Genomic DNA, 26,308 nt, shown 5'->3' with positions numbered 1-26,308 from the left:
TCCGTCTTTGCGGCCGATCCGCTCGACCAAGCCAGCATTCTGATGCGACGCCTGCAGTAAACCCGTGCGCCGCGCCATAGGAAAACGAGGACGTGGATAAGACCCGCCCGCCGCGGCGGCTGCTCACCTTGCACAGATGAGCCTTTCCCGGAAAAGCCGAAAGGCATGCACTGGCGGACTTATGAGAAGCTTAGGGCCAAAAGCGAGGCTCTGGACGAACGGTCGGAACGCGCGGCGCTGGCAATGCTTGGTCGGCTTCTAAGTTCGGATTTCTGGACATGTCGAAAGTTTTCCGTGTACTTTCCCCGCATACTTGGGGGTGTACGTGTTCAGGTTTCTTCTTTTCGTTATCGCCATGGGGATTCTTACGCCGCGCCTATTTGCAGCGGACATAAGTACCGCTGTTGTATCCGGCCAGAATTTCATAACCATTACGGGTGATTTGGTTGATGGCGATGACTGGAAGTTCAAGAACATTGCCATTGCTCTTGATCGGGCTGTCGTGCTTCTCGACAGTCGGGGTGGGCTGTCTGCCGTCGGCATTGAGATAGGCAGGACCGTCTCCATCAAGGGTTTTCTGACAGCGGTGGGAACCAAGGGCGTGTGCGCGTCTTCCTGCGGACTTATATGGTTGGCTGGGCGCGAGCGGTTCCTATATCCAAACTCACGCATTGGCTTCCATGCCATCTATACCACGCCTGACGGAAAACCTGCCATTAGCAGCGATGGAAATGCTCTCGTCGGTGCTTATCTGCGTCAGCTTGGCTTTTCAGACCGGGTCGTTGTCTACGTTACTCAGTCCGCACCAACCTCGATGCAATGGCTTACGATGGAAGATGCATTACTTTTGGGGCTTCACGCTACTCTTGTGGAGGTTGCGAGCCCTTCAACGTCTGCACAGTCCGGCGCGCGCGATGTAGGCACTAAGGATGCATCTCTCCCACCAACTCGTCTTCCGCTTCCTAAGCCCCGGCCAGTCGAAGAAAGGGTGTTTCTTTATGAAGAGCGAAACGGCCTGCAACCGACTGTCTCTGTTGGTACTGTCGCATGGAGCATTGGTCAGCAAGAATCGCCAACAAAGGGTCTTCAGCAGCGCATTATCGGAAGTATTAAGGTGCCCTCGAAGCGGCTTGAATTGGAACTGATGATTGCGCCCAACAACGAATCATCACTTCCGGCAAGCCATTTGATTCGGTTTCTATTCTCCTACCCGTTAGATTTAGACAATGACCCGGCTCAAGTCGTAGAGCGGATAGCATTAAAGCGGACGGAGCCGGATCGTGGAAGCGCATTGATCGGCGTTCCGGCTCGATTATCAGACGATACATTCGTTTACGCGCTCAATGATTTCGACGATGCTGTTCGTCAGAATCTCAGCCTTCTCAAAACACGCGGCTGGATGGATATTCCTATCGCACTTAGAAGCGGCCAGAGAGTCCTGCTCACCGTGGAAAAGGGAGACACGGGCTCGCTAGTCTTTGAGCGGGTAATTGATTCATGGAAAAGGTAGAGCTAATCGCTTGGCGAAGGGAAGGCGGCTTTAAACAAACATCGCAAGGGAGGGATAGAGTTAGGGACGGGCTGAGTTAAATTTAAAAAAAGTCAATTATTTCAGTATTTTAAAAGGAAACTATGGCGGACAGAGAGGGATTCGAACCCTCGGTACGCTTTCACGTACACACGCGTTCCAGGCGTGCGCCTTAAACCACTCGGCCACCTGTCCGTAGGAGCCGACACCCTCGTCATGCGAAGCGGCCGGTCGGGCGCGATATATAACGAGGATTTCCCGGCGATCAACCGAAATCTGACGGTTTTTTGACTTGCCTGGACAAAAGCCTATCTATTGGCTGGCCTTCGCCCCGAAGGCGGTGCATGCAGGGGGCAGGTGCCGTGGTCGCGTGGGTAGCTGCATGGGGGAATGGTTCGGTGCGTTTCATCTTTCGTCTGGCGAGTTTCGGGGCCTTGTGTGTTGCGGTGATTGCCGCCACCATGGATTCGATCGCCTCGGTGTCGGCGTCGCAATTCGTCGTCACGCCGCTCCGATTGGCCTGGGTGGAAATCGCCCCCGCGTCCCTGGTCGGTTTCCGCGCTTTCGTCGAAACGAAGATCGGCGCGTCGGCCTGGCGCATGTTCGATGCCTGGTTCCTGCCGCAACCCGCATTCGCGGTGCTGCTCGGTCTGGCGCTGCTTTTGTGGATGGTCGGCTACAAGAAGCCGTCGCCGGCCGGCCGTTTCGCCGCCTGATCCTTGTGCCGCCCCAGCCGCGCGGCCTGTCCGTGCCCGTTAGGAGTCCTGATGTTCCTGATCGATATGTTCAACAAGAAGATGACCATGCCCACCGCCGAGACCGCGCTTCCCGGCCGCCCGGAGCCGCTCGCGACCGCCGAGACGCATTTCGTCTCCGGGCGCCCGTTGAAGGGACCTTATCCGGAGGGGTCGAGGACGGTCTATCTCGGGATGGGCTGTTTCTGGGGCGCCGAACGGCTGCTGTGGAAGACGCCCGGCGTTTACGTCACGGCGGTCGGCTACCAGGGCGGGTTCACGCCCAATCCCACCTACCAGGAAACCGTGACGGGGCTCACCGGTCATGCGGAGGTGGTCAAGGTCGTCTACGATCCGCAGGTGGTGACGCTCGAGGCGCTGCTGAAAATCTTCTTCGAGGCGCATGATCCGACCCAGGGCATGCGCCAGGGCAATGACATCGGCACGACCTACCGTTCGGCCATCTATGCCGAAAGCGTCGATGACATCGACACCGCGCTCAAGGTTCGCGATGCCTTCCAGGAGGCGATGATCGCAGCGGGCCGCAAGCAAACGGTGACGACGCAGATCGCCCCGGCGGGACCGTTCTATTATGCCGAGGACTATCACCAGCAATATCTGGCGAAGAACCCTGACGGCTATTGCGGCCTTCGCGGCATTGGGGTGACCTGCCCGCTGCCGGTCGCCTCATGAGCCGCCCGCTGCCGGTCGCCTCATGAGCCGCCCGCTGCTCGTTCCGGCGGCAGCGAGCCCCTTGATCTGGCTGAATTTTCGGCGTGCGCGGTTGAGGCGGGCAAGCGCCGAATGTTTCTTTACCAGTTGAAAAAAATCGGGTGAATTTTTCCAAGAGCCATGCAAGGATGAAACCAGCCAGGCCCTTGGAAAAGGGGTCGGTGGTTCCGCAGACTGGCGCGTCAAAGCGCTTGCGGGAGGACCCAGCAAGATCAATAGCAACAACAGGGCTGCACAATGAAGAAAACCCTTTTGAGTCTCTTTGCCTTGGCCGCAATGTCGGCAACGGCGCTCGCCGCGGACGTCAAGCCGGCACTCGTCTACGGCACGGGCGGCAAGTTCGACAAGTCGTTCAACGAAGCAGCCTATGCCGGTGCCGAGAAGTTCAAGGCCGAGACGGGCACCGAATATCGCGACTTCGAACCGACCGGCGACACCCAGGGCGAACAGGCGATCCGCAACTTCGCCTCGCGGGGCTATAATCCGGTCGTCGCCGTGTCCTTCGCCTGGACCTCGGCGGTCGAGAAGGTCGCGGCCGAATTCCCCGATACCCAGTTCGTCATCGTCGACTCGGTGGTCGACCTGCCGAACGTCCGTTCGGTCGTCTACAAGGAAGAGGAAGGCTCCTACCTCGTCGGCGTGCTCGCCGGCATGGCGTCGAAGACCGGCAAGATCGGCTTCGTCGGCGGCATGGACATTCCGCTGATCCGCAAGTTCGAATGCGGCTACGAGCAGGGCGCGCGCGCTGCCAATCCCGACATCCAGGTGTTCCAGAACATGACCGGCACCACCGGCGCTGCCTGGAACGACCCGGTTCGTGGCGGCGAGCTCACCAAGAACCAGATCGACCAGGGCGCCGACGTGATCTATGCGGCAGCCGGTGCGACCGGCCTTGGCGTGCTGCAGACCGCGGCCGACAACGGCAAGCTGTCGATCGGCGTCGACTCCAACCAGAACCACCTGCATCCGGGGTCGGTCCTGACCTCGATGGTCAAGCGCGTCGACCTTGCCGTCTACAATGCCTATGCCGACAGCAAGGGTGACAAGTTTACCGCCGGCGTCCAGGCGCTCGGCGTCAAGGAAGACGGCGTCGCCTATGCCCTCGACGACAACAATGCCAAGCTCATCACCGACGAGATGAAGGCAGCCGTCGAAAAGGCCAAGGCCGACATTATTGCCGGCACCATCAAGGTCCACGATTACATGTCGGACAATTCCTGCCCGAAGTGATCTGATCCGGGCGCAAGGCGGTTGCTCAATCCGCCTTGCGCCCTTTTTATGTCTGGGGGACCGGAATGAACGAAAAGAGCCAGGCGCCGGCGATCGAACTGATCGGCATCGACAAGAAGTTCGGTGCGGTGCACGCCAACAAGAACATCAATCTCACGGTCGCCAAGGGCTCGATCCACGGCATCATCGGCGAAAACGGGGCCGGCAAGTCGACCCTGATGTCGATCCTGTATGGATTTTACCACGCCGACAGCGGCGAGATCCGCATCGACGGCAGGCCGGTCGCCATCCGTGACAGCCAGTCGGCGATCGCCGCCGGTATCGGCATGGTGCATCAGCACTTCATGCTGGTCGAGAATTTCACCGTGCTGGAAAACCTGATGCTCGGCGCCGAGGGCGGCCCGCTGCTCGGCAAGGGCACGGATGCGGCGCGCGACGCCTTGAAGAAGCTCGAGGACGATTATGAACTCGAGGTCGACCCCGATGCCGTGGTCGAGGAACTCCCCGTCGGGCTGCAGCAGCGGGTCGAGATCCTGAAGGCCATGTATCGCGGCGCCGAGATCCTGATCCTCGACGAACCGACCGGCGTGCTCACCCCCGCCGAAGCCGACCACCTGTTCAAGATCCTGCGGGTGCTGCGCGACCAGGGCAAGACGGTCATCCTCATCACCCACAAGCTGCGCGAAATCATGGCGATCACCGACACGGTGTCGGTCATGCGCCGCGGCGAGATCGTCGCCACCCGCACGACGTCCGAAACGACGGTCGAGGAACTGGCAGAACTCATGGTCGGTCGCCGCGTGCTGCTGCATGTGGACAAGGGCGATTCCAAGCCCGGCGAGGTCTTCCTCTCCGTACGCAACCTGACGGTCAAGGATCAACGCGGCGTCACAATGGTCGACAGCGTCTCCTTCGACGTGCGCTCCGGCGAGATCCTCGGCATTGCCGGCGTTGCCGGCAACGGCCAGAGCGAACTCTTGGAGGCCATCACCGGCATCCGCAAGCCGACCTCGGGTGAAATCCTGTTCTGCGGCGAGCCGGTCACCGGCTTTGATCCGGCGCGCCTCAGGCGCATGGGACTGGCGCATATTCCGGAAGACCGCCACCATATGGGCCTGGTGCTGGCCTTCGAGGAGGCGGAGAACGCCATCCTCGGCTATCACCGCGACGATCGTTACGGCAGGGGTGCATTCCTGAAGCCCGATGCGGTGCGCAAGGCCGCCGTCGACGAGATCGAGAAATACGACATCCGTCCGCCCAATCCCAGGCTGAAGACCGCCAATTTCTCCGGCGGCAACCAGCAGAAGATCGTCGTTGCCCGCGAGATCGAGCGCGACCCGAAGCTTCTCGTCGTCGGCCAGCCGACCCGCGGCGTCGACATCGGCGCCATCGAATTCATCCATCGCCGGATCGTCGAGACGCGCGACGCCGGCAAGGCGGTGCTGCTGGTATCGGTCGAATTGGATGAGATCCGCTCGCTGTCGGACCGGGTGCTGGTGATGTTCGCCGGCAAGATCGTCGGCGAGAAGAGCCCGGAAACGGCCGAACAGACGCTCGGCCTGATGATGGCCGGCATTGCCGCATGAGGTTTTGATGAGCACCGCTTCCGTACCGCTGCCGAATTGGATCAACTACGCGCTGATCCCGCTGATCAACCTCATCCTCGCTTTCCTGGTCTCCGGTCTCGTGGTCTGGATCATCGGCGAGGATCCCTATGAAGCCCTGAAGCTGATGCTCGCCGGCGCGCTCGGACGCGGCGAGGGCATCGGCTTCACCCTGTTCTATGCCACGAACTTCATCTTCACCGGATTGTCCGTCGCCGTCGCCTATCATGCCGGCCTGTTCAACATCGGCTCCGAAGGCCAGGCCTATCTCGGCGGCCTCGGCGCAGCCCTGGTGGCGCTGTCGCTCGACCATTATGTGCCGTGGTACGTGACCATGCCGCTCGCCATCTGTGCCGCGGCCCTGTTCGGTGCTGCGGGTGCTGCCATCCCCGCCTGGCTGCAGGCCAAGCGCAACAGCCACATCGTCATCACCACGATCATGTTCAACTACATTATCTCGTCGCTGATGAACTATGTGCTGGTGCACGTTCTGATCGTGCCCGGCAAGATGGCGCCGGAGACCCGCACCTTCCTCGAAGGCGGACAGCTGCCCAAGCTCGACTGGCTGATGGCCATGTTCGGCCTGAAACTCGGCCCCGCGCCGCTCAACGTCTCCTTCCTGATCGCGCTCGTCATGTGCGTGCTCGTCTGGGTGCTGATCTGGCGCACCAAGCTCGGCTACGAGATGCGTACGCTCGGCCTCAGTCGTTCGGTCGCCGCCTATGCCGGCATTCCCTATGTCAAGATCGTCATCATCACCATGCTGATCTCCGGCGGCCTTGCCGGCATGATGGCGCTCAATCCGGTGATGGGCGCATCTGCCCGCCTGCAGGTCGAATTCGTCAGCGGCGCCGGATTCGTCGGCATCGCCGTCTCGCTGATGGGCCGCAACCACCCGATCGGCATCGTGCTCGCGGCGATCCTGTTCGGCGTGCTCTACCAGGGAGGGGCGGAACTGTCCTTCGACATGCCGACCATCACCCGTGACATGATCATGGTGATCCAGGGTCTGGTGATCCTGTTTGCCGGCGCGCTCGAATACATGTTCCGGCCGACGATCGTGCGCATCTACCAGCAAATCGTCAAAGCGTGAGGTGAGCGACATGGATTACTTCGACATTCTCGTCAGCATCCTCGGCTCCACCGTCCGCCTGTCGATCCCTCTGATCTTCACCGCGCTGGCCGGCCTGTTTTCCGAACGCGCCGGCATCTTCGACATCGGCCTCGAGGGCAAGATGCTGGCGGCCGCCTTCGCCGCCGCCACCGCCGCCTACATGACCGGCTCGCCGTGGCTCGGGCTCGCCTCCGGCATCGGCGTGTCGCTCGCCTTCTCGCTGGTCCACGGCTTCGCCTCGATCACCAATCGCGGCAACCAGATCGTCTCCGGCGTGGCGATCAACTTTGCCGCAGCCGGTCTCACCGCCGTGCTCGGCCATGCCTGGTTCCGCCAGGGCGGCCGCACACCCGGCCTCACCGCCGATGCGCGCTTCTCGCCGATCACGCTTCCGGGTGTCGACCTGATCCGCGACGTGCCGATCATCGGCCCGCTCTACGCCAATGTCATCTCCGGCAACAACCTGCTCACCTATCTCGCCTTCCTCGCCGTGCCGATCTCCTGGTGGGTGCTCTATCGCACCCGTTTCGGCCTGCGCCTGCGCGCCGTTGGCGAAAATCCCGGAGCGGTCGATACCGCAGGTATCTCGGTCACCTGGCTGCGCTACCGCGCGGTTCTGGTCGCCGGTTTCCTCTGCGGCTTCTCCGGCACCTATCTGGCGATCGCCCAGTCGGCGGCCTTCATCAACAACATGTCGGCCGGGAAGGGCTATATCGCACTCGCCGCGCTGATCTTCGCCAAGTGGCGGCCAGTTCCGGTCTTGCTTGCCTGCCTGCTGTTCGGCTTCCTCGATGCGCTCGCCAACTTCATGCAGGGCAAGTCGGTTCCCGGCATCGGCGAGGTGCCGGTGCAGATCTTCCAGGCGCTGCCCTACATCCTCACCTGCATCCTGCTCGCCGGCTTGATCGGTTCCGCCAACCCGCCCAAGGCCGGCGGTGTCCCCTATGTGAAGGAGCGTTGATTCCCATGTCCCATGACCTGTTCGAGGCCGCGCGCGACGCGATGAAATTCGCCCATGCGCCCTATTCGAAATTCCCGGTCGGGGCGGCCATCCGCGCCGATGACGGCCGGATCTACACCGGCGCCAACATCGAGAACCTGTCCTTCCCGCAAGGCTGGTGCGCCGAGCCGACGGCGATCGGCTGCATGATCATGGGTGGGGCGAAGAAGATCGTCGAAATGGCGGTGATAGCCGAGAAGATGGCGCTCTGCCCGCCCTGCGGCGGTTGTCGCCAGAAGATCGCCGAATTCGCCGAGGCAGGCACGAAGATCTACCTTTGCGACGAGGTCGGCGTTAAAAAGACGATGACCATGGACGAACTCCTGCCTTTCTCCTTCAAGACGGACATTCTCGGATGAGGGAGGCGATCAACTTCCTCGTCGACCGGCTGGAAGGCCTTCTGCCGCGCTACGGCATCGTGCTCGGATCGGGCCTCGGCTCGCTGGTCGAGGAGATCCGCGATCCGATCCGCGTCTCCTACCATGATCTGCCGGGCTTTCCGCTGAGTGGCGTGTCCGGTCATGCCGGTGAACTGGTCGCCGGCTATCTCGACCGGGAACCGGTCATCATGCTGGCCGGCCGTATTCACTATTACGAACACGGCGAAGCCAATGCCATGCGCGTGCCGATCGAGGTGCTGCGCGGGCTTGGCGTGCAGTCGTTGATCCTCACCAATTCCGCCGGATCGCTGCGCGAGGATCTGCCGCCGGGTTCGGTTATGCAGATCAGCGATCACATCAATTTTTCCGGCGTCAATCCGCTGATCGGCGAGGAGAGCGACAGTCGCTTCGTCGGCATGACCTCCGCCTACGACGCCGATCTCGCCGCCGCCATGCAGCGTGCCGCCGCCGAGGAAGGCATTCCGCTGTCCTCCGGCGTCTACATGTGGTTCTCTGGCCCGAGCTTCGAAACGCCGGCCGAAATCCGCATGGCCCGCATCCTCGGCGCCGATGCGGTAGGCATGTCGACCGTGCCGGAAGTCATCCTCGCCCGCTTTTTCGGGCTGCGGGTGGCCGCCGCCTCTGTTATCACCAATTTCGGCGCCGGCATGACCGGGGCCGAGCTCAGTCATGCCGAAACCAAGGACATGGCACCGATCGGGGGCAAACGGCTTGCCGCCATCCTCAAGAGAATGATCGCTGGTGGAGGGACGGAACTTGGATAGTCACGAAGCGCGGGCCATCGCCGCCCGGGCACTTGCCCTGGTCGATCTCACCAATCTGAAGGACGATTGCACACCGGCGCAGATCGATGCCCTGTGCGCCAAGGCGGTAACGCCCTATGGCCACACCGCGGCCATCTGCATCTGGCCGCGCTTCATCGCCCGCGCCCGCACGCTGCTCGGGCCGGAAAGCCCGGTGCGCATCGCGACCGTGGTCAATTTCCCCTCCGGCGACCTGAAGCTCGAGGACGTGCTGGCCGAGACCCGCGAGGCGATCGCCGACGGTGCCGACGAAATCGATCTGGTCATTCCCTACCGGGCTTTCATGGCCGGAGACGAAGCGGCGGTAACGTCCATGGTCGAGGCGGTGCGCGCCGCCTGTGCCGAACCCGTGCTGTTGAAGACCATCCTCGAAACCGGAGAGATCAGGGACACCGCCCTGATCCGCCGCGCTTCGGAACTGGCGATCGCCGCCGGTGCCGATTTCATCAAGACCTCGACCGGCAAGGTCGCCGTCAATGCGACGCTCGAGGCGGCCGACATCATGCTGCAGGCGATCCGCGACAGCCGCAAGAAGGTCGGCTTCAAGCCGGCCGGCGGCATTTCGAGCGTCGCCGACGCCGGTCTATACCTGCGCCTTGCCGATACCATCCTGGGCGAGGACTGGGTCATGCCGTCGACCTTCCGCTTCGGCGCCTCAGGCCTGCTCGACGATATTTTGACCGTGCTCGGCGGTGGCCGGTCGAGCGCCGACAACACGGGATACTGATAGATGCTGCCCCAGGAAATCATCCGCCGCAAGCGTGACGGCGCCGTCCTCACCGCCACCGAGATCACCGCTTTCGTCGAAGGGCTGAGCCAGGAAAGCATTTCCGAGGGTCAGGTCGCGGCCTTTGCCATGGCGGTGTTCTTCAAGGGCATGACGCCGGAGGAGATCGTCGCCTTGACGCTTGCCATGCGCGATTCCGGCGAGGTTCTCTCCTGGGCCGGCATCGGCAGGCCGATTGCCGACAAGCATTCGACCGGTGGTGTCGGCGACAATGTCTCGCTGATGCTGGCGCCGATCGTCGCGGCCTGCGGGCTTGCCGTGCCGATGATCTCCGGCCGCGGCCTCGGCCATACCGGCGGCACGCTCGACAAGCTGCAGTCGATACCCGGCTATGACGTGATGCCCGATGCGGCGACCTTCCGCAGGGTGGTGGACGAGGTTGGCTGCGCCATCATCGGCCAGACCGGCGACCTCGCGCCTGCCGACAAGCGCCTCTACGCGATCCGCGACGTCACCGCGACCGTCGAATCCATTCCGCTGATCACCGCTTCCATCCTGTCGAAGAAGCTTGCCGCAGGGTTGGAGAGCCTGGTCCTCGACGTCAAGGTCGGCAACGGCGCCTTCATGGCCAGGGCCGAGGATGCCGAGGCGCTGGCCCGCTCGCTGGTGACTGTTGCCAATGGGGCAGGGGTGCGCACCTCGGCGCTTCTGACCGACATGAACGAACCGCTCGCCGATGCGGCGGGCAATGCGGTCGAGGTGCAGAATGCCGTCGAATTCCTCCGTGGCGCCAAGACCGGCACGCGGCTCGAGGAGGTGACGCTGGCGCTAGGGGCCGAAATGCTGGTGAATGCCGGCACTGTCGCTGACCTCCAGACCGGCCTCACCCGGTGCCGTGATGTGCTCGCTTCCGGCAAGGCAGCCGAGGTGTTTGGCCGAATGGTGCATGCGCTCGGCGGTCCGGTCGATTTCATGGACCATGCGGATCGCTACCTGCAAAAGGCGGCCATCGAGATTCCGGTGCTGGCCAAGGCCGATGGTTACCTCGCCTCCGCCGACACCCGCGGCCTCGGCCTTTGCGTCGTCGCCCTTGGCGGCGGACGCCAGCGGCCGACCGATGCCATCGACCACCGCGTCGGCCTGACGGGGCTCGTTCCGCTCGGCACCGCCGTATCCAGGGGCGACCTGATCGCCACCGTGCATGCCAACGACCGCGACAGCGGCGAACGTGCCGCGCAGATGGTAGCGGCAAGCTATGGCATCGCCGACGACAGGCCGGAGCTCGCGCCGGTGATCGGCAAGCGCATCAACTAAGAATAAGGGGCGAGGGCGGGGGTGACCCTTAACGCTCCAGGCGCAGGCGGTCGCCCTCGGCCGAATAGCCGCCGAGGCGCTTGAGGAAACTCATGCCGATCAAGGTGCCGGACAGCGCCTTGTCGCGCAGCACGAAGGCGTCGACGTCCTCCACCCGCACCGTGCCGATCTCGACCCTTTGCAGGCGGATATGCGCGGCGCGGGTTTCGCCATTGGCCGTGCTGATCGGATACTTGAAGTCGAGCGAGGCGATGCTGACCCCGATGCGCCGCGCGGTCGTCTCGTTGATCGCCACCAGCGATGCCCCGGTATCGACCATGGCCTCGATGGCCTTTCCGTTGAGCCTGAACGTGCCGCTATAGTGGCCGGTCCTGTCCGCTTCCAGGATCGTGCTTCCCGTCCGAGCGACTGTCACAGGCCCTGCGGCGGGTGTCCCGCCGCCAGCGGAGACGTGCATCTTCAGGGCCTCGAATACCTGCGGCACCTGGGTTGCAGCGACCGCCGCCACGAAAACCAGCCCGATCGCGCGCATCATCATGGCATTTCTCCCGCCTTGTCCAAGCCTTCAGGGGTCTGATAGCCCATCCCGATTGAAAAGCCGCTAAGGCGCGAACGAAAACGCCCCGGAACGCTTGTTCCGGGGCGTGAACCGTCGCTTCTGGTTAAGCCTTTATTTCGTGCCGTACATACGGTCGCCGGCATCGCCGAGACCGGGCATGATATAGCCCTTCTCATTGAGATGGCTATCGATCGAGGCGGTGAAGACCGGCACGTCCGGATGCGCCTCGCGAAAATTCTTGATCCCTTCCGGCGCGGCCAGGAGGCAGAGGAAGCGGATGTTCTTCGCGCCGCGTTCCTTAAGCTTGTCGACGGCCGCGATGGAGGAATTGCCGGTGGCCAGCATCGGGTCGACGACGATGATCAGGCGCTCGTCCAGTGCATCGGGCGCCTTGAAATAATACTCGACGGGCTGCAGCGTTTCGTGGTCGCGATAAACGCCGATATGCGAGACACGGGCGGCGGGCACCAGTTCCAGCATGCCTTCCAGAAGGCCGTTGCCGGCGCGCAGGATCGAGGCGAAGACCAGCTTCTTGCCCTCGAGTACCGGCGACTGCATGGTCGTCAGCGGCGTCTCGATCGTCTCCATGGTCAGTTCAAGGTCCCGCGTCACCTCGTAGCAGAGCAACGTGGAAATTTCCCTGAGCAGCCGGCGGAAGCTCGATGTCGAGGTTTCCTTGCGGCGCATGATGGTGAGCTTGTGCTGAACCAGCGGATGATTGATGACTGTGACGCCGTCCATGGTCGGGCCCTTCTGTTTTTCTTGTTCGACGGAAATGTTTTCCACATTCCCTCGGCCGCCCGCAAGGGCGTCGCTGAAATTTGCCCCTTGATCCCCAGATGCTGCCGCTCAAAGGCGGCCAAACAGCACCTGCCGGGTCGGCTCGTCGACGAAGGCCGCCTCGATCGCCGTCCTCGTCATGGCGTTGATCTCATCCTCTGAGAAGCCCATCACCGTCGACGCCGTCTCGTATTCCTGCGCCAGCGAGGTGTGGAAGAACGGCGGATCGTCGGAGTTGAGCGTCACGCGCACCCCGGCCTCGACAAAGCGCCGGAGCGGATGGCTGGCATAATCGGGAAACACCTTGAGCGCGATGTTCGAGCCGGGGCAGACCTCCAGCACCGTGCCGAGATCGGCCAGCCGCTTGACCAGGTCCGCATCCTCGATCGCCCGCACGCCATGGCCGATCCGGCTGGGCTTCACCAGATCCAGCGCGTCGGCGACGGAGAAAGCGCCGCAGAGTTCGCCGGCATGGATGGTGAGGCCGAGGCCCGCCTCCCGCACGATGTCGAAGGCCGGCGCATAGTCGGCCACCCGGTTCATCCGCTCCTCGCCGGCCATGTTGAAGCCGGTGACCAGCGGGTGGTCGAACCTGGCCGCCCATTTGGCACGGGCGAGCACGTTTTCCGGCCCCAGGTGCCGTTCGCCGATGATCACCATGCGGCATTCGATGCCGGTCTTTTGCTTGGCCGACAGAATGCCGACCGCCAGCCCGCCGACATAGTCGTCCGGCGACAGGCCGACGGCCTCGCCGTGGTCGGGCGAGATGAACAGCTCGCTATAGATCGTGTTGGCGGCTGCCAGCTCGAGGAGATAGGCCTCGGCCAACGCCGCATAGTCCTCGGCCGTACGAAACACCGAGGCGACGAAATCATAGCAGGCTATGAAGCTGGTGAAATCGTTCCACACATAGGCGCCGTCCTTGACGAAGCCAACGGTTGCCACGCCGTATTTCTCCGCCTGCGCCATCGTCAGCGCCGGCGGTGCGGCGCCCTCCACGTGGCAGTGGAGTTCCGCCTTCTTCAGATGTGCTGTCAAAGGAAGCTCCGTCCATGCGGCCCGGCCGGAATGCCGAGATGGGCGGCAATCGTCTCGCCTATATCGGCATAGGTATTGCGGATACCGATCATGCGCGACTTGATGCCGGGGCCGAAGGCCATGATCGGCACCCGCTCGCGGGTATGGTCCGTGCCGCGCCAGGTGGGGTCGCAGCCATGGTCGGCGGTCATCAGCACCATATCGCCCGGCTTGAGCTTGCGATGCACCTCGGGCAGCCGCCGGTCGAAGGCCTCGAGCGCCGCGGCATAGCCCGGCACGTCGCGCCTGTGGCCGTAGAGCATGTCGAAGTCGACGAAATTGCTGAACACCAGGTCGCCGTCCGCGGCCTCGTCCATGACCTTCAGCGTCGCATCCATCAGCGCCATGTTGCCGTTCGCCTTGATGACGCGCGACACGCCCTGGTGGGCGAAGATATCGCCGATCTTGCCGACGCCATGCACGCTGCGCCCGGCCTCGACCAGGCGGTCGAGCAAGGTCGGCTCCGGCGGCAGCACGGAATAGTCGCGCCGGTTTCCGGTGCGCTCGAAGGTGGCGGGCGTCTCGCCGATGAAAGGTCGCGCGATGACCCGGCCGATATTGAGCGGATCGATCAGCTTGCGCACGATCTGACACAGCGTCAGCAAGCGCTCGAGGCCGAAATGCGTCTCGTGGGCGGCGATCTGGAAGACCGAATCCGAGGACGTGTAGCAGATCGGCTTGCCGGTGCGGATATGCTCCTCGCCGAACCGGGCGATGACTTCCGTGCCCGAGGCGTGGCAATTGCCGAGAATGCCGGGAAGCTCCGCCTCGCGGCAGATCGCCTCGACCAGTTCTTCGGAAAATGCGTCGCCGTCTGCAGGAAAATAGCCCCAGTCGAACATCACCGGCGTTCCGGCGATCTCCCAATGGCCCGACGGCGTATCCTTGCCGTGCGAAACCTCGTTCGCCGCGCCGTGCAGGCCGAACACCCGTTCCGGCACAGGCATGCCGGCCGGCGCACGGCCGCTCGACAGTTTGGCAATGGCCACCAGTCCGAGGGCCGACATGTTGGGAAGCGCAAGCGGACCGGACCTCAACCCCTGGCGATCGCCTGCACCCGCCGCGCAGAACTCGGCGATATGACCGAGCGTATCGGAGCCGTCGTCGCCATAGGCGGGCGCGTCGGGCGCGCCGCCGATGCCGAAGGAATCAAGAACGAAAAGAAATGCTCGTGCCATGGTCCACCTGCGCCGCGGAACACGGCCCTCATGGCTGTCGTCGTCCGGGCGGTCGAAGCGGCATGTTTAGCGCCAAGCGGCCGGCTTGGCAAACCCCGGGTGGCGGACGTGTAACGGACTTCGGCGCCGTCGCGGCCCTTAAAGAGAGCCGCCTTGTCAGCAGTCGCCACAGGTGATGTCGGTATTGACGCGCTGCCGGAAGTAGAACTCTCTGGAGATCGTCAGTTCCCTGATCGTCGATCCGGAGAGCGCCGGAAGATACATCAGCAATTCGTGGGAAACGGTGAGCTCGGTGCGGATCAGGAAGATGTCGGCTTCGAGCATGTCGGCGGGCACCGGCACCGTCGCGCCGACCGCATAGGGGGCGGAGCCGGAATTCGACCATGACCACGCCACCGACGCAGCCTTTGAGCTGTCGACTTTGACCCCTGTAATATTCAGCGCCAGTTTGTACGGGTCATACGGCGCGAAGATCGCGCTCACGACGTCGACCATGTCATCGAGGTCGTTCTTGACGACCTTGTCCGCCCGCGACACGAGGTCCGCGACCGTGCTGGCCGACACGGTTGCCCGTTTCGACGTGTTGAAGGCGAGTGTCAGCTCGAAAGCCGCAAGATAGAGCACCAGCAGCAGCGGGGCGATCAGGGCGAATTCGACGCCACCGATACCGCTTCGGTCGTCCCGCATGCGGCGCAGCACCGATGTCAGCCGGGAAAGGTAGCCTTTCCGGCTCCGGTCTGCGTCGCGGCCCAGGGGCTGGCTCGGTGCGCTCACGGATAATCCTCGTTCTGGATGGCCGTCGTCGCCGAGATCAGGAAGTCTTTGGGCATCGATCCATCGGCCGGACGGATCGTGGTGATGTAGGGCCGGACGAGATCGGTCATCACCTGCCAGCGGTAGAGTGCCCGGACCATGTTGATGGACTTGGGCCCGCCTGGCGCAAAATCGAAGCTCGACGGGTCGATGTCGGAGAAATCGGCGGTCGAAACCCGCGGTATCTCGCCGGGTATGTCGCCGAAGGTCGGGAAGGTGCGGACATCAATGTAGAGTTTGGAAGGTGTCGTGATCTCCGTTTCGGAGCAGGTGATCAGGATCGATATCTCGTTGCAGAAGGCCTGGCGGAACTGGCCTTCGGTCATGTCGGTGGTGCGGCCGAGATCATAGGTGATCCGGCCGGTGCGCAGTTCGCGCGCCATGTTGTTCACGGCCAAATGGACCAGTTGCTCCGCATAGAAGGCCACGAAGGTCTCGATGATCGCGAAGATGATGAGGAAATAGGGAATGGCGAGAATGGCGAACTCGATGGCCGCAGCCCCGTCGCGGGATCGGCGCAGGCGTCGCCACAGCCGGCGTTTCGGCCGGCCGGTCTTGGCTCGCCCGTCCTGGTGCTGCCTGTCGGGATGCTTGAAGTCTGCGCTCATCGCTCGTATCCGCGGTCCGGGATCAGTCTCGACGTTAGGAGCGAAGTGTTGATTTTCCGTTGTCGCGATCTTTACAATTCGATGCGTGCCGCAAGCGGCTTTTCACGGGTTTGGCGGTCGGGGCCTTGAATCACTTCGCGGCGGCGGTCGCGCCGGTGGTGACATGCTCTTCGCAATTGGGCGAGCAGGACAGAACGGTGCGCGTGGTGGCCTTGAACACCCGCACGGTATTGCCCTCGTCGATGGACACCAGAATGCGCTCGTCGACGATGGCATTGCCGTCGGCGTCGAGAAGTACGAGGTTGGTGGTGCCGAAGGCGCGGCCGGTGAGAACGATGGTCTGGGCGTCGGCGACCGTTGCATCGGCGACGTCGGAATTACCGACGATCACCTTGCTCACCGGGCGATCGAGCTTCAGCACGCGCGCGCTGTTCATATAGACGCGCAGGACGGTGTCGTCCTCGGCCCGGGCTGGACCGGCGGCAAGGGCTCCGCTCAGCGCAAGGGCGCCGGCAAGCGAGAAGAGAACGCTGCGAGACAACATACGTGCCAGCCTTTGAAACCGCCTGTGATCGTGACTGGTCTGAGAGCATGGTCGGGAATGGTGAATGAACCGTTAAGTCGCCCTGGGAAACGATCGCGACTGCTTGATCGCCCACGATATCGGACTTCAAGCCCTTGCGGAACGAGTTGCCGCTCGTTCCGATTTGCAGAGGACAGGGGCAGGATGCCGGTCGTCTGCGTGCAATCCGCAAGCCGGGCGTATCGGAATGGCACATGGTTCGCCCGTTAACGGGGATACGCCTGGGCACTGATGTCGCCAGTTGCCCCGCCGGCCGATTGTCTCTCGCCCGGATGGCAGATCATCTTGTTGATAATTAATCACTATTTCCGAAGCTGCAGCGAGGTCTCGGCGATCGACTAAAATGCAGTCTGGCTTGTTCGACATTCGTTTACCACGCCCGATGCAATCCGCCCTTCAGGTCTCGGTAACCCTCTTTGTTAAGCCGATGGCAATGGCCGCTGTGTAGTTTGCAGCCATCCGAGCAACGGCGAACAGTTGCCGGGAGTGCTGAACAACCTTCGTGGAGTAGGAGAGTCACATGACCAAGATTTTTGCACGTTTTTTCAAGGATGAATCCGGCGCAACCGCGATCGAGTACGGCCTCATCGCCGCCCTGATCTCCGTCGCCCTCATCACCGGCGCCTCGACGCTCGGCAACTCGCTGAACAATCAGTTCAAGGACCTGGCCGACAAGCTGGACAACAACTGATACATCCCTTGCCGGTCATATCGGCATCGGCGATCCAAAGACCGCTCTCGTCCAGAGGGCGGTCTCTTTCGTTGAGCGAGACGGATCGCTCGGCGATTTGCATTTCCTTAAGCCGAGACCGTTAGGGTCAAAGGGTCTAAGTCGGAAGCCTGCCATGCTTGAAGCTGCGATCTTCGTGATATTTCCGATATGCCTCGTCCTGGCGGCGCTGACCGACCTGTTCGAGATGACGATCCCCAACCGGATCCCGACGATCCTGCTGGCCTCGTTCTTCGTCGTGGCCCCCTTCGTCGGCTTGACCTGGGCGGGTTTCGGCATGCATCTGGTAGCGGGCCTGATCGTCTTTTCGGTCGGCTTCACGCTCTTTGCCTTCAACGTCATGGGCGGTGGTGATGCCAAGCTCTTGACCGCCGCTGCCGTCTGGTACGGTTTCACGCCCGAGCTCATGTCCTTTCTCATTCATGTCGCCTATCTGGGCGGCGCGCTGACCATCGTCATCCTGCTCCTGCGCTCGCGCCTGAATACCGTGATCGCCATGGGCCTGCCCATTCCCCAGTCCCTGCTCGGCGCCAAGAAGGTGCCCTATGCCATCGCCATCGGCTTCGCCGGCCTGATGACCTATCCCCAGTCGCCCCTCGTCCTCGCCGCGCTCGACAACATCCGGTAACACGCGACTATGGGGTGACGGAAAGCGATCGTTAACCAAGATCGTAAGCGGCTTGTTAACCATAATTACACCAATTGCTGATCATTCTGCGAGGTACAGACCTTTGCGTCCCTCAAGGAACGATCATGAAACCCGCGCGTATCATCATTCTCGCAGTGGCTATCGTCGCCGCCGGCATGGCCGGGCTGCTGGCCATGCGGCTGAGCGGCTCCCGCTCCGTCGTGATGGAGCAGGCCGAGTCGGTGGTGAAGAAGGAACCGACGGTCAACGTCCTGGTGTCTGCCGCCAATCTCCCCGTCGGCTCGAGGCTCGATGAAAAGTCGATGCGCTGGATGGCCTGGCCCGAAGGCAGCGTGATCGAAGGGTTCATCACGGAAAATGCCCGTCCCCAGGCGATGACCGAACTGACCGGCGTCGTCGTGCGCCTGCCGATGTTCGAGGGCGAGCCGGTGCGGCGCGAGAAGATCGCCGATTCCTTGGGTCGCGTCATGTCGTCGCTCCTGCCCTCCGGCAAGCGCGCGGTCGCCAGCGAGATCTCGGTTGCAACCGGGGCCGGCGGCTTCATCCTGCCGAACGACCGCGTCGACGTGATCATGGTGCGCCGGGGCAGCGAAGATTCCTATCTGACCGAGACGGTGCTTTCAAACGTGCGCGTCCTGGCGATCGACCAGCAGATCGAGGAAACGCCGGACGGCGGCAAGTCGGTGGTCGGCACGACCGCGACGCTCGAGCTGACCCCGGACCAGGCAAAGGTCTTCACCGTCGCCCAGCAGATGGCCGAGCGTCTTTCGCTCGCCCTGCGCTCGGTCGCCGACGCCCAGGAAGAAGATACGTCCGCGGCCGACTATCTGCTGAGCGGCGGATCGGGCCGCCCATCGATCCAGGTCATCAAGTCGGGCGAGGTGGTCAAGTCGACCGCCGACGTCAAGTCGGAATGAGGGGGGATGTCATGACCATTTTGAAACGGAAGATCCGCCCGTCACTTTCCACCGGCCTGGCCCTCTGCCTGGCCTTCTCCGGCATGCCGGGCGACTATGCCCCGAGCTTCCTCTCCGTCCCGGCCGCCGAAGCGGCAAGCCAGAGTGTGCTGCGCATTGCCGAGGCCGGTCCCGGCGCCCGCCGCACCGTCAAGCTCGGTCTCAACAAGGCGCTGGTCGTCGACCTGCCGCAGGATGCGCATGACATTCTCGTCGCCGACCCGGAAATGGCCGACGCCGTCACCCGCACCTCGCGCCGTATCTACCTGTTCGGCAAGGCGGTCGGCCAGACGAACATCTTCATCTTCGGCGAGAACGGCGAGGAGATCGTCAGCCTCGATATCGAGATCGAGCGCGACATTGCCGGACTGGAGACCAATCTGCGCCGGTTCATTCCCGAATCCGATATCACCGTCGAGATCGTCTCCGACAACATCGTGCTGACCGGTACGGTCCGCACGCCGCAGGACGCGGCCCGCGCCGAGAGCCTCGCCACCGCCTTCCTCAAAGGCGGTGAAGCGACCACCCGCAACGAAACGGCGTCCGGCGGCGACAATGGCGGCGACGTCGCGATCTTCGCCGAAGAGCGTCAGGTTTCCTCGATCGTCAACCTGTTGACCATCGAGGGCGAGGACCAGGTCACGCTCAAGGTCACCGTCGCCGAAGTGAGCCGCCAGGTGTTGAAGCAGCTCGGCTTCAACGGCAGCGTCTCCGACGGCTCGAGCGGCATCACCTTCCAGAACCCCTCCAATCTGGGCAATGCCGTCGGCGTGACCAATGCTTTGGGCGGCGTGCTGCCCACCGCGGTCGGCTCGATCGCGGGCTATACGGTCAGCAGCTATATCAATGCCATGGAGCAGGCCGGTGTCATGCGGACGCTCGCCGAACCGAGCCTGACGGCGATCTCCGGCGAACAGGCGAAGTTCTACGTCGGCGGCGAGTTCCGCCTGGCCGCCGAGCAGGAAATCAATTTTGACCAGGACACGGGCAGTCCCACCGTGACCCGCACCACCGAAACCGTCGACTACGGCATCGAGCTGAACTTCCGGCCCGTCGTGCTGGCGCCGGGCCGCATCAGCCTGAAGATCGAGACGAACGTCTCGGAGCCGACCTGGGAAGGTTCGGCCGTCACCGGCAACACGTCGCGCGGTATTCCCGGCTCGACCTATATGTCGATCCGAAAGCGCGAGGCCTCGACCTCCGTCGAACTGCCCTCGGGCGGCTCGATCGTCATCGCCGGCCTCGTCCAGGACAATATCCGTCAGGCCATGTCGGGGGTTCCCGGGCTCGCCAAGGTGCCGATCCTCGGCACGCTGTTCCGCAGCAAGGACTTCCAGCGCAACGAGACCGAACTGGTGATCATCGCCACGCCTTATCTGGTGCGACCTGTGGCACGCAACCAGTTGCAGCGGCCCGACGACAACTTCAATCCCGAAAACGATGCGGCGACCTTCTTCCTCAACAAGGTCAACAAGGTCTACGGCCGGCGCGAAGCGGATACCGCGGGTCGCTATCACGGCGCCGTCGGTTTCATCTACAAGTGAAGGGGGAGGCGAGGATGAACAAGCACCATACCCGTCCCGGCAACAGCGAAAGCCGCAACATCATGCCTCTCAAGAGATCCACTTTCGCCGCGCCGCGCTTCACCCGCACCGCGCTTGCCGCGACCATTCTCGGTGCTGCCGCCATCCTGTCGGGATGCGGCACCAATCCCGACCGAATGAACACCGGTTCCATTCCCGACGATTACCGGACGCGTCACCCGATCACGCTGACGGAAGTCGAGCACACGCTGGACATCCCGATCGCTTCGGGCGATCGCGAACTGACGATCGGCATGTCCGACGCGGTCGGTGGCTTCGCCGCCGATTATCTCGCCAGTTCGTCCGGCACGATCCAGATCCTCTTGCCGCAGGGCTCGCCGAATGCCGGTGCCGCATCGCTGATGCGCCGGCAGATCCGCCAGGCGCTGATCGGTCGCGGCGTGCCGGCACCGCGCATCATCGAGACCAGCTATCAGGCCGGGGCAAGCGGCGATACCGCACCGGTCCGGCTGAGCTATGTGGCGATCACCGCGGTGACCAACCAGTGCGGTCAGTGGCCGGAGGACTTGCAGGCCAACACCTTCTCCAACCGGAACTGGGAGAATTTCGGCTGCGCCACCCAGGCCAACCTGGCGGCCCAGATCGCCAATCCGATGGATCTCGTCACCCCGCGCGCCCAGGCACCAATCGATGCCACGCGGCGCTCGACCGTGATCGGGCTCTATCGCCAGGGCAAGGACACCTCTTCGAACTAGGAAGGCGCGAGCCACCCGAAGGCAGGATGAAAGCATGAGTGCGATCGACTACGAATTCGACACGAGGCCCGTAGACGACATTCTGCCCGAGGGCAGGGTGGGAACCGGCGATCTCGAAAGCCTGCGGCCCCTGCCGCGCATATCCGTGCACGCCTTCTGCGTCTCGCAGGGCGTGCAGCGGGTGATGGAGCAATGCGCCCAGGATCGGCGCATGGCCAAGGTCAGCATGCGGATCACCAACGGCAACATCGCCGCCGCCGCCTCCATGTTCTCGTCGACGCCGACACCCAACCTGATCATCCTCGAGACCGACGCCACCCCGCAGACCCTGCTCCAGGAGCTGGCGCCGCTCGCCGAGGTCTGCGATCCGAGCTCGCGCGTCATCATCATCGGCCGGCACAACGACATCGCCCTTTATCGCGAACTGGTCCGCAACGGCATTTCCGAATACATCGTCTCCCCGGTCAGCATGGCCGAGGTCATGGCCGCCGTTTCGGCGATCTTCGTCGATCCCGAAGCAGAACCACTCGGCCGTACCATCGCCTTCATCGGCGCCAAGGGCGGCGTCGGCTCCTCGACCATCGCCCACAACTGCGCCTTCGGCATTTCCAGCCTGTTTGCCACCGAGACCATTCTCGCCGATCTCGACCTCGCCTATGGCACCGCCAATATCGATTTCGACCAGGATCCGGCCCAGGGCATTGCCGAGGCGGTGTTTTCGCCCGAAAGGCTCGACGAGGTCTTTCTCGATCGCCTGCTGACGACCTGCTCGCAGCATCTGTCGCTCCTGGCCGCCCCGTCGCTGCTCGATCGCTCTTATGATTTCGATCGCGGAGCATTCCAGCCGCTGCTCGAGCTCTTGCAGCGCTCAGCGCCGATCACCGTGCTCGACGTTCCGCATGCCTGGTCCGACTGGACCCGCGCGGTCCTTGCCGAAGCCGACGAGGTGGTCCTCACCTGCGCGCCCGATCTTGCCAACCTGCGCAACGCCAAGAACATGCTCGACGCGCTGAAGAAGCTCAGGCCCAACGACAAGGCGCCGCATCTCCTGCTCAACCAGGTCGGCATGCCGAAGCGGCCGGAAATCGCCCCCCAGGACTTCTTCGAGCCACTGGAAATCGAGCCGATCGCCATCATTCCCTTCGATGCCGCGCTGTTCGGCAATGCGGCCAATAGCGGCCGGATGATCTCGGAGATCGACGCCAAGTCGCCGACGGCCGAGACCTTTGCCCAGATCGCCCATCTGGTGACCGGACGGGCGACGGTGAAGAAACCGAAGCGGGGCGGGCTCGACAAGGTGCTCGGATTGCTCGGCCGGAAATAGTGTCTTCGACGGAAACAGGTAGTCAGTGATGTTTGGCAGACGCGGAAGCGACGGATTTGGCAAGGGTGGTCTGGGGGCTGGAACGGCATCTCCGGCCGCGCCGCCGGCGGCCGCCCAGCCGCAACGCGCACCGTCGTTCGATCCTGTCGGCGAAGAGCCGGTGGTGCGTCAGCAGGTCTCGCCGCCGCCGCTCCAGTCCCCCGCGGCGGGGCCGGCGCGCAAGCGCCCGCCCCGCACCCAGGACTACTACGACACCAAGAGCCAGGTCTTCTCGGCGCTGATCGACACGATCGACCTCTCGCAGCTCGCCAAGCTCGACGGCGAGAGCGCGCGCGAGGAAATCCGCGACATCGTCAACGACATCATCACCATCAAGAACTTCGCGATGTCGATCTCCGAGCAGGAGGAACTGCTCGAGGACATCTGCAACGACGTTCTGGGCTACGGCCCGCTCGAGCCGCTGCTCGCTCGTGACGACATCGCCGACATCATGGTCAACGGCGCGGGCCAGACCTTCATCGAAGTCGCAGGCAAGACGATCGAATCGGAAATCCGTTTCCGCGACAACGCGCAATTGCTGTCGATCTGCCAGCGCATCGTCAGCCAGGTTGGCCGCCGCGTCGACGAGAGCTCACCGATCTGCGACGCCCGTCTTCCCGATGGCAGCCGCGTCAACGTCATCGCCCCGCCGCTCGCCATCGACGGCCCGGCGCTCACCATCCGCAAGTTCAAGAAGGACAAGCTGACGCTCGACCAGCTGGTCAAGTTCGGCGCGATCACGCCGGAAGGCGCGCAGATCCTGCAGATCATCGGCCGCGTGCGCTGCAACGTGGTCATTTCCGGCGGTACGGGTTCGGGCAAGACGACGCTGCTGAACTGCCTCACCGGCTATATCGACACGACCGAACGCGTCATCACCTGCGAAGACACTGCCGAACTGCAGCTCCAGCAGCCGCATGTGGTGCGCCTCGAAACCCGCCCGCCGAATATCGAAGGCGAAGGCGAGATCACCATGCGAGACCTCGTCAAGAACTGCCTGCGCATGCGCCCCGAACGCATCATCGTCGGTGAAGTGCGCGGACCGGAGGTCTTCGACCTGCTGCAGGCGATGAACACCGGTCACGACGGCTCGATGGGCACGATCCACGCCAACACGCCGCGCGAATGCCTGAGCCGCATGGAATCGATGATCGCCATGGGCGGGTTCTCGCTGCCGGCCAAGACCGTGCGGGAAATCATCTCCGGCTCGATCGACGTCATCATCCAGGCCGCCCGCCTGCGCGACGGCTCGCGCCGCATCACCCACATCACCGAGGTGATCGGCATGGAGGGCGACGTGATCGTCACCCAGGACCTGATGCGCTACGAGATGGAGGGTGAGGATCTCTCCGGCAAGATCATCGGCCGCCATGTCTCGACCGGCATCGGCAAGCCGCATTTCTGGGATCGTGCGCGCTATTACAACGAGGAACGGCGCCTTGCCGCGGCCCTCGACGCCATGGAACAGAAGAGCAAGGAGATCTAGGCGCGATGTTCGGTTTCGATCCCATGGTGCTCGCCATCGTCGCTCTCGCGGCCATCGCGACGGCTGGCCTTGCCTATGGGGTCCTCTATTCGCGGATCGAGGTCGAGAAGAAGACGGAAAGCCGGATCAACAGGGTCAAGGCCGCCGAGACCGATACCCTTAAGGTCAAGGCGGCCCGCGATCGGGTGCAGGAAATCTCCAAGCGGCGCAAATCGGTCCAGGATTCGCTGAAGGATCTGGAGCGCAAGCAGGAAGAGAAGTCGAAGAAGATAGCCAGCACCAGCGTCAAGCAAAGGCTGGTGCGGGCCGGGCTGTCATTTACGCCTGGCCATTTCTACATCGCCAGCGTCGTGCTCGGCATCGTCGTTCTCGTGGTCGCCTTCCTCGCCGGGTTTCCCCTGCTCGTCACGCTCGGCATGGGCTTCGTCGCCGGCCTGGGTCTGCCCCGCTGGATCCTCGGCTTCCTGATCGGGCGGCGGCAGAAGAAGTTCCTCAACGAGTTTCCCAATGCGCTCGATGTGATGGTTCGTTCGATCCGCTCCGGACTGCCGCTCAACGACGCGCTGCGGCTGATCGCGTCCGACGGCCAGGAGCCGGTGAAAGCCGAGTTCCGACGCGTGGTGGAATCGCAGCAAGTCGGCTTAAGCGTTCCCGAGGCGTGCCAGCGCATGATGCTGACCATGCCGCTGACGGAGGTCAATTTCTTCGCCATCGTCATCGCCATCCAGGCCCAGGCCGGCGGCAACCTCTCGGAATCCTTGTCCAATCTGTCGCGCGTCCTGCGTGATCGCCGCAAGATGCGGGCCAAGGTCCAGGCACTCTCCATGGAAGCCAAGGCGTCGGCCGCCATCATCGGCGCCCTGCCGTTCATCGTGACGCTGCTCGTCTACCTGACGTCGCCGCAATATATCATGATCCTGTTCACCGACCCGCGCGGACATCTCATCCTCGGCATCTCGGCCGTCTGGATGTCGATCGGCATCTTCGTCATGCGCAACATGATCCAGTTCGACATCTAGGGAGGGCCGGCCATGGAGCAACTCGCCGCAAGATTGACCGACCCCGCCATGATTGTCGCGGCTCTCGTCGCGATCGCGGTTTTCGCGACGTTCTACACTTTTGCCATCCCCTATCTGGAGCGCGGCGACCTCAACAAGCGGATGAAGGCCGTCTCGACCGAGCGCGACCTGATCCGGGCCCGCGAACGCGCCCGCATGAACGCCGAGGGCAGCCATGGCAAGGCGAGCCTGCGCGCCGGCAACAACCAGTCGGTCCGCCAGATCGTCGAGAAGTTCAATCTCCGCCAGGCGCTGGTCGACGATGCGACGATGGACAAGCTCAAGGCGGCCGGTTTCCGCTCGCAGAATGCGCTCAACATCTTCCTGGTGGCGCGCTTCCTTCTGCCCTTCCTGACGCTGACGCTGACCGCGGTGTGGATCTTCGGCCTCGGCAACCTGGCGGAAAAGGCCTTGCCGGTTCGGCTGCTGGTGACGATCGTCGGCGGCTATGTCGGCTTCTACCTGCCCAACATCTACGTCAAGAACCGGATGAACAAGCGGCAGCATTCCATCCGCCGCGCCTGGCCGGATGCGCTCGACCTCATGCTGATCTGCGTCGAATCGGGCATATCGATCGAGGCCGCCATGCGCCGCGTCGCGGAAGAGATCGCCAGCCAGTCGAGCGAACTGGCGGAGGAGATGGTGCTGACCACCGCCGAACTCTCCTTTCTGCAGGATCGCCGCACCGCGCTCGAGAATCTCGGTACTCGTACCCAGCTCGAAGGGGTGAAGAGCGTCACACAGGCGCTGATTCAGGCCGAACGCTACGGCACGCCGATTTCGCAGGCGCTGCGCGTGCTGGCGCAGGAAGGCCGCGACGAACGCATGAACGAGGCCGAGAAGAAGGCCGCCGCCCTGCCGCCGAAGCTGACCGTGCCGATGATCCTGTTCTTCCTGCCCGTCCTCGTAGCGGTCATTCTCGGCCCGGCCGGCATCCAGGTGGCGGACCGCTTCTAGTCATTCCATAGTCCTCGCCCGATTG

27 protein-coding genes and 1 tRNA gene are annotated in these 26,308 nt (G+C 63.1%); 20 read left to right on the top strand and 8 right to left on the bottom strand.

The genetic code is table 11. The features are described 5' to 3' along the window. Positions 1-325: 325 nt before the first annotated feature. Positions 326-1,510: a hypothetical protein gene (locus RHIZ70P_RS02640; protein ID WP_147293959.1), complete on the top strand. Its 1,185-nt coding sequence runs from the start codon at positions 326-328 to the stop codon at positions 1,508-1,510. 123 nt (positions 1,511-1,633) lie between these two features. On the opposite strand, the gene RHIZ70P_RS02635 is transcribed toward RHIZ70P_RS02640, so the two are convergent. Continuing rightward, positions 1,634-1,723 (bottom strand) — tRNA-Ser (locus RHIZ70P_RS02635). 203 nt (positions 1,724-1,926) lie between these two features. Between RHIZ70P_RS02635 and RHIZ70P_RS02630 the strand changes: the two genes are divergently transcribed. The 10 genes from RHIZ70P_RS02630 (at position 1,927) to deoA (ending at position 11,187) form a co-directional block, all read left to right on the top strand. Beyond that, entirely contained in the window at positions 1,927-2,244 is a 318-nt protein-coding gene (locus RHIZ70P_RS02630; RefSeq protein WP_115668809.1) for a hypothetical protein, read from the top strand. Between the two features lie 51 nt (positions 2,245-2,295). Then, positions 2,296-2,955, top strand: a complete 660-nt coding sequence (msrA, locus tag RHIZ70P_RS02625) for a peptide-methionine (S)-S-oxide reductase MsrA (RefSeq protein WP_115668808.1) — start codon at positions 2,296-2,298, stop codon at positions 2,953-2,955. A gap of 276 nt (positions 2,956-3,231) precedes the next feature. Beyond that, the gene (locus RHIZ70P_RS02620; protein WP_115668807.1) at positions 3,232-4,224 is read left to right on the top strand and encodes a BMP family lipoprotein; all 993 of its coding nucleotides are present in this window, start codon (positions 3,232-3,234) and stop codon (positions 4,222-4,224) included. A 65-nt stretch (positions 4,225-4,289) separates the two neighbouring features. After that, entirely contained in the window at positions 4,290-5,810 is a 1,521-nt protein-coding gene (locus tag RHIZ70P_RS02615) for an ABC transporter ATP-binding protein (protein ID WP_115668806.1), read from the top strand. A 7-nt stretch (positions 5,811-5,817) separates the two neighbouring features. After that, on the top strand, positions 5,818-6,921 hold the full coding sequence (locus tag RHIZ70P_RS02610; RefSeq protein WP_115668805.1) for an ABC transporter permease: 1,104 nt from the start codon (positions 5,818-5,820) through the stop codon (positions 6,919-6,921). 10 nt (positions 6,922-6,931) lie between these two features. Further along, on the top strand, positions 6,932-7,903 hold the full coding sequence (locus tag RHIZ70P_RS02605) for an ABC transporter permease (protein ID WP_115668804.1): 972 nt from the start codon (positions 6,932-6,934) through the stop codon (positions 7,901-7,903). A gap of 5 nt (positions 7,904-7,908) precedes the next feature. After that, a complete protein-coding gene (locus tag RHIZ70P_RS02600) occupies positions 7,909-8,301 on the top strand; it encodes a cytidine deaminase (RefSeq protein ID WP_115668803.1) in 393 nt (130 codons plus the stop codon). Next, positions 8,298-9,107, top strand: a complete 810-nt coding sequence (locus RHIZ70P_RS02595) for a purine-nucleoside phosphorylase (RefSeq protein ID WP_115668802.1) — start codon at positions 8,298-8,300, stop codon at positions 9,105-9,107. Before RHIZ70P_RS02600 ends, RHIZ70P_RS02595 begins: the two co-directional genes overlap by 4 nt. Further along, positions 9,100-9,873, top strand: a complete 774-nt coding sequence (gene deoC / locus RHIZ70P_RS02590; protein ID WP_115668801.1) for a deoxyribose-phosphate aldolase — start codon at positions 9,100-9,102, stop codon at positions 9,871-9,873. The genes RHIZ70P_RS02595 and deoC overlap by 8 nt, the downstream gene beginning before the upstream one ends. Positions 9,874-9,876: 3 nt before the next feature. Beyond that, the gene (gene deoA / locus RHIZ70P_RS02585; RefSeq protein WP_115668800.1) at positions 9,877-11,187 is read left to right on the top strand and encodes a thymidine phosphorylase; all 1,311 of its coding nucleotides are present in this window, start codon (positions 9,877-9,879) and stop codon (positions 11,185-11,187) included. Between the two features lie 28 nt (positions 11,188-11,215). On the opposite strand, the gene RHIZ70P_RS02580 is transcribed toward deoA, so the two are convergent. The 7 genes from RHIZ70P_RS02580 to RHIZ70P_RS02550 form a co-directional block, all read right to left on the bottom strand. Beyond that, positions 11,216-11,725: a TIGR02281 family clan AA aspartic protease gene (locus tag RHIZ70P_RS02580; protein ID WP_115668799.1), complete on the bottom strand. Its 510-nt coding sequence runs from the start codon at positions 11,723-11,725 to the stop codon at positions 11,216-11,218. Positions 11,726-11,857: 132 nt separating this feature from the next. Further along, positions 11,858-12,487, bottom strand: a complete 630-nt coding sequence (gene upp, locus RHIZ70P_RS02575; RefSeq protein WP_115669046.1) for a uracil phosphoribosyltransferase — start codon at positions 12,485-12,487, stop codon at positions 11,858-11,860. Between the two features lie 108 nt (positions 12,488-12,595). After that, positions 12,596-13,564, bottom strand: a complete 969-nt coding sequence (locus RHIZ70P_RS02570; RefSeq protein ID WP_115668798.1) for an adenosine deaminase — start codon at positions 13,562-13,564, stop codon at positions 12,596-12,598. Further along, positions 13,561-14,781 (bottom strand): phosphopentomutase, encoded by a 1,221-nt coding sequence (locus RHIZ70P_RS02565; protein WP_115668797.1) that lies wholly within the window; start codon positions 14,779-14,781, stop codon positions 13,561-13,563. The genes RHIZ70P_RS02570 and RHIZ70P_RS02565 overlap by 4 nt, the downstream gene beginning before the upstream one ends. Before the next feature lie 156 nt (positions 14,782-14,937). Next, positions 14,938-15,555, bottom strand: a complete 618-nt coding sequence (locus RHIZ70P_RS02560; protein WP_235842113.1) for a TadE/TadG family type IV pilus assembly protein — start codon at positions 15,553-15,555, stop codon at positions 14,938-14,940. Beyond that, positions 15,552-16,202: a TadE/TadG family type IV pilus assembly protein gene (locus RHIZ70P_RS02555; RefSeq protein ID WP_115668796.1), complete on the bottom strand. Its 651-nt coding sequence runs from the start codon at positions 16,200-16,202 to the stop codon at positions 15,552-15,554. Before RHIZ70P_RS02555 ends, RHIZ70P_RS02560 begins: the two co-directional genes overlap by 4 nt. Positions 16,203-16,332: 130 nt before the next feature. Then, positions 16,333-16,746 carry a pilus assembly protein N-terminal domain-containing protein gene (locus tag RHIZ70P_RS02550; protein ID WP_115668795.1) on the bottom strand — a complete coding sequence of 138 codons (414 nt, stop codon included), beginning with the start codon at positions 16,744-16,746 and terminating at the stop codon, positions 16,333-16,335. A gap of 559 nt (positions 16,747-17,305) precedes the next feature. Between RHIZ70P_RS02550 and RHIZ70P_RS02545 the strand changes: the two genes are divergently transcribed. The 9 genes from RHIZ70P_RS02545 (at position 17,306) to RHIZ70P_RS02505 (ending at position 26,283) form a co-directional block, all read left to right on the top strand. After that, complete coding sequence (locus RHIZ70P_RS02545; RefSeq protein WP_115668794.1) at positions 17,306-17,476, top strand: Flp family type IVb pilin; 171 nt, start codon at positions 17,306-17,308, stop codon at positions 17,474-17,476. Positions 17,477-17,630: 154 nt separating this feature from the next. Continuing rightward, positions 17,631-18,143 carry an A24 family peptidase gene (locus RHIZ70P_RS02540; protein WP_115668793.1) on the top strand — a complete coding sequence of 171 codons (513 nt, stop codon included), beginning with the start codon at positions 17,631-17,633 and terminating at the stop codon, positions 18,141-18,143. Between the two features lie 125 nt (positions 18,144-18,268). Next, complete coding sequence (gene cpaB, locus RHIZ70P_RS02535; protein WP_115668792.1) at positions 18,269-19,081, top strand: Flp pilus assembly protein CpaB; 813 nt, start codon at positions 18,269-18,271, stop codon at positions 19,079-19,081. A gap of 11 nt (positions 19,082-19,092) precedes the next feature. After that, on the top strand, positions 19,093-20,664 hold the full coding sequence (locus RHIZ70P_RS02530; protein ID WP_181903922.1) for a type II and III secretion system protein family protein: 1,572 nt from the start codon (positions 19,093-19,095) through the stop codon (positions 20,662-20,664). Positions 20,665-20,726: 62 nt separating this feature from the next. Next, on the top strand, positions 20,727-21,419 hold the full coding sequence (locus RHIZ70P_RS02525) for a CpaD family pilus assembly protein (RefSeq protein WP_115669044.1): 693 nt from the start codon (positions 20,727-20,729) through the stop codon (positions 21,417-21,419). A 34-nt stretch (positions 21,420-21,453) separates the two neighbouring features. Next, on the top strand, positions 21,454-22,743 hold the full coding sequence (locus tag RHIZ70P_RS02520; protein WP_115668790.1) for an AAA family ATPase: 1,290 nt from the start codon (positions 21,454-21,456) through the stop codon (positions 22,741-22,743). Between the two features lie 28 nt (positions 22,744-22,771). Then, positions 22,772-24,268 (top strand): CpaF family protein, encoded by a 1,497-nt coding sequence (locus RHIZ70P_RS02515; protein ID WP_115668789.1) that lies wholly within the window; start codon positions 22,772-22,774, stop codon positions 24,266-24,268. A gap of 5 nt (positions 24,269-24,273) precedes the next feature. Then, entirely contained in the window at positions 24,274-25,287 is a 1,014-nt protein-coding gene (locus RHIZ70P_RS02510) for a type II secretion system F family protein (RefSeq protein WP_115668788.1), read from the top strand. A gap of 12 nt (positions 25,288-25,299) precedes the next feature. Next, the gene (locus tag RHIZ70P_RS02505; protein ID WP_115668787.1) at positions 25,300-26,283 is read left to right on the top strand and encodes a type II secretion system F family protein; all 984 of its coding nucleotides are present in this window, start codon (positions 25,300-25,302) and stop codon (positions 26,281-26,283) included. Positions 26,284-26,308 lie beyond the last annotated feature (25 nt).

Source organism: Paenirhizobium selenitireducens ATCC BAA-1503 (genome assembly GCF_900492185.1).
Lineage (GTDB): Bacteria > Pseudomonadota > Alphaproteobacteria > Rhizobiales > Rhizobiaceae > Allorhizobium > Allorhizobium selenitireducens_A.
Note: the sequence above shows the minus strand (reverse complement) of the source record. Positions and strands in the feature narration are given on the sequence as shown.

Excerpts from the sequence above, each read along its gene's own strand:
- msrA (WP_115668808.1), top strand. The coding sequence starts at position 2,296 with ATGTTCCTGATCGATATGTTCAACAAGAAGATGACCATGCCCACCGCC.
- RHIZ70P_RS02620 (WP_115668807.1), top strand. The coding sequence starts at position 3,232 with ATGAAGAAAACCCTTTTGAGTCTCTTTGCCTTGGCCGCAATGTCGGCA.
- RHIZ70P_RS02615 (WP_115668806.1), top strand. The coding sequence starts at position 4,290 with ATGAACGAAAAGAGCCAGGCGCCGGCGATCGAACTGATCGGCATCGAC.
- RHIZ70P_RS02610 (WP_115668805.1), top strand. The coding sequence starts at position 5,818 with ATGAGCACCGCTTCCGTACCGCTGCCGAATTGGATCAACTACGCGCTG.
- RHIZ70P_RS02605 (WP_115668804.1), top strand. The coding sequence starts at position 6,932 with ATGGATTACTTCGACATTCTCGTCAGCATCCTCGGCTCCACCGTCCGC.
- RHIZ70P_RS02600 (WP_115668803.1), top strand. The coding sequence starts at position 7,909 with ATGTCCCATGACCTGTTCGAGGCCGCGCGCGACGCGATGAAATTCGCC.
- RHIZ70P_RS02595 (WP_115668802.1), top strand. The coding sequence starts at position 8,298 with ATGAGGGAGGCGATCAACTTCCTCGTCGACCGGCTGGAAGGCCTTCTG.
- deoA (WP_115668800.1), top strand. The coding sequence starts at position 9,877 with ATGCTGCCCCAGGAAATCATCCGCCGCAAGCGTGACGGCGCCGTCCTC.
- RHIZ70P_RS02580 (WP_115668799.1), bottom strand. The coding sequence starts at position 11,725 with ATGATGATGCGCGCGATCGGGCTGGTTTTCGTGGCGGCGGTCGCTGCA.
- upp (WP_115669046.1), bottom strand. The coding sequence starts at position 12,487 with ATGGACGGCGTCACAGTCATCAATCATCCGCTGGTTCAGCACAAGCTC.
- RHIZ70P_RS02565 (WP_115668797.1), bottom strand. The coding sequence starts at position 14,781 with ATGGCACGAGCATTTCTTTTCGTTCTTGATTCCTTCGGCATCGGCGGC.
- RHIZ70P_RS02555 (WP_115668796.1), bottom strand. The coding sequence starts at position 16,202 with ATGAGCGCAGACTTCAAGCATCCCGACAGGCAGCACCAGGACGGGCGA.
- RHIZ70P_RS02550 (WP_115668795.1), bottom strand. The coding sequence starts at position 16,746 with ATGTTGTCTCGCAGCGTTCTCTTCTCGCTTGCCGGCGCCCTTGCGCTG.
- RHIZ70P_RS02545 (WP_115668794.1), top strand. The coding sequence starts at position 17,306 with ATGACCAAGATTTTTGCACGTTTTTTCAAGGATGAATCCGGCGCAACC.
- RHIZ70P_RS02540 (WP_115668793.1), top strand. The coding sequence starts at position 17,631 with ATGCTTGAAGCTGCGATCTTCGTGATATTTCCGATATGCCTCGTCCTG.
- cpaB (WP_115668792.1), top strand. The coding sequence starts at position 18,269 with ATGAAACCCGCGCGTATCATCATTCTCGCAGTGGCTATCGTCGCCGCC.
- RHIZ70P_RS02530 (WP_181903922.1), top strand. The coding sequence starts at position 19,093 with ATGACCATTTTGAAACGGAAGATCCGCCCGTCACTTTCCACCGGCCTG.
- RHIZ70P_RS02525 (WP_115669044.1), top strand. The coding sequence starts at position 20,727 with ATGCCTCTCAAGAGATCCACTTTCGCCGCGCCGCGCTTCACCCGCACC.
- RHIZ70P_RS02520 (WP_115668790.1), top strand. The coding sequence starts at position 21,454 with ATGAGTGCGATCGACTACGAATTCGACACGAGGCCCGTAGACGACATT.
- RHIZ70P_RS02515 (WP_115668789.1), top strand. The coding sequence starts at position 22,772 with ATGTTTGGCAGACGCGGAAGCGACGGATTTGGCAAGGGTGGTCTGGGG.
- RHIZ70P_RS02510 (WP_115668788.1), top strand. The coding sequence starts at position 24,274 with ATGTTCGGTTTCGATCCCATGGTGCTCGCCATCGTCGCTCTCGCGGCC.
- RHIZ70P_RS02505 (WP_115668787.1), top strand. The coding sequence starts at position 25,300 with ATGGAGCAACTCGCCGCAAGATTGACCGACCCCGCCATGATTGTCGCG.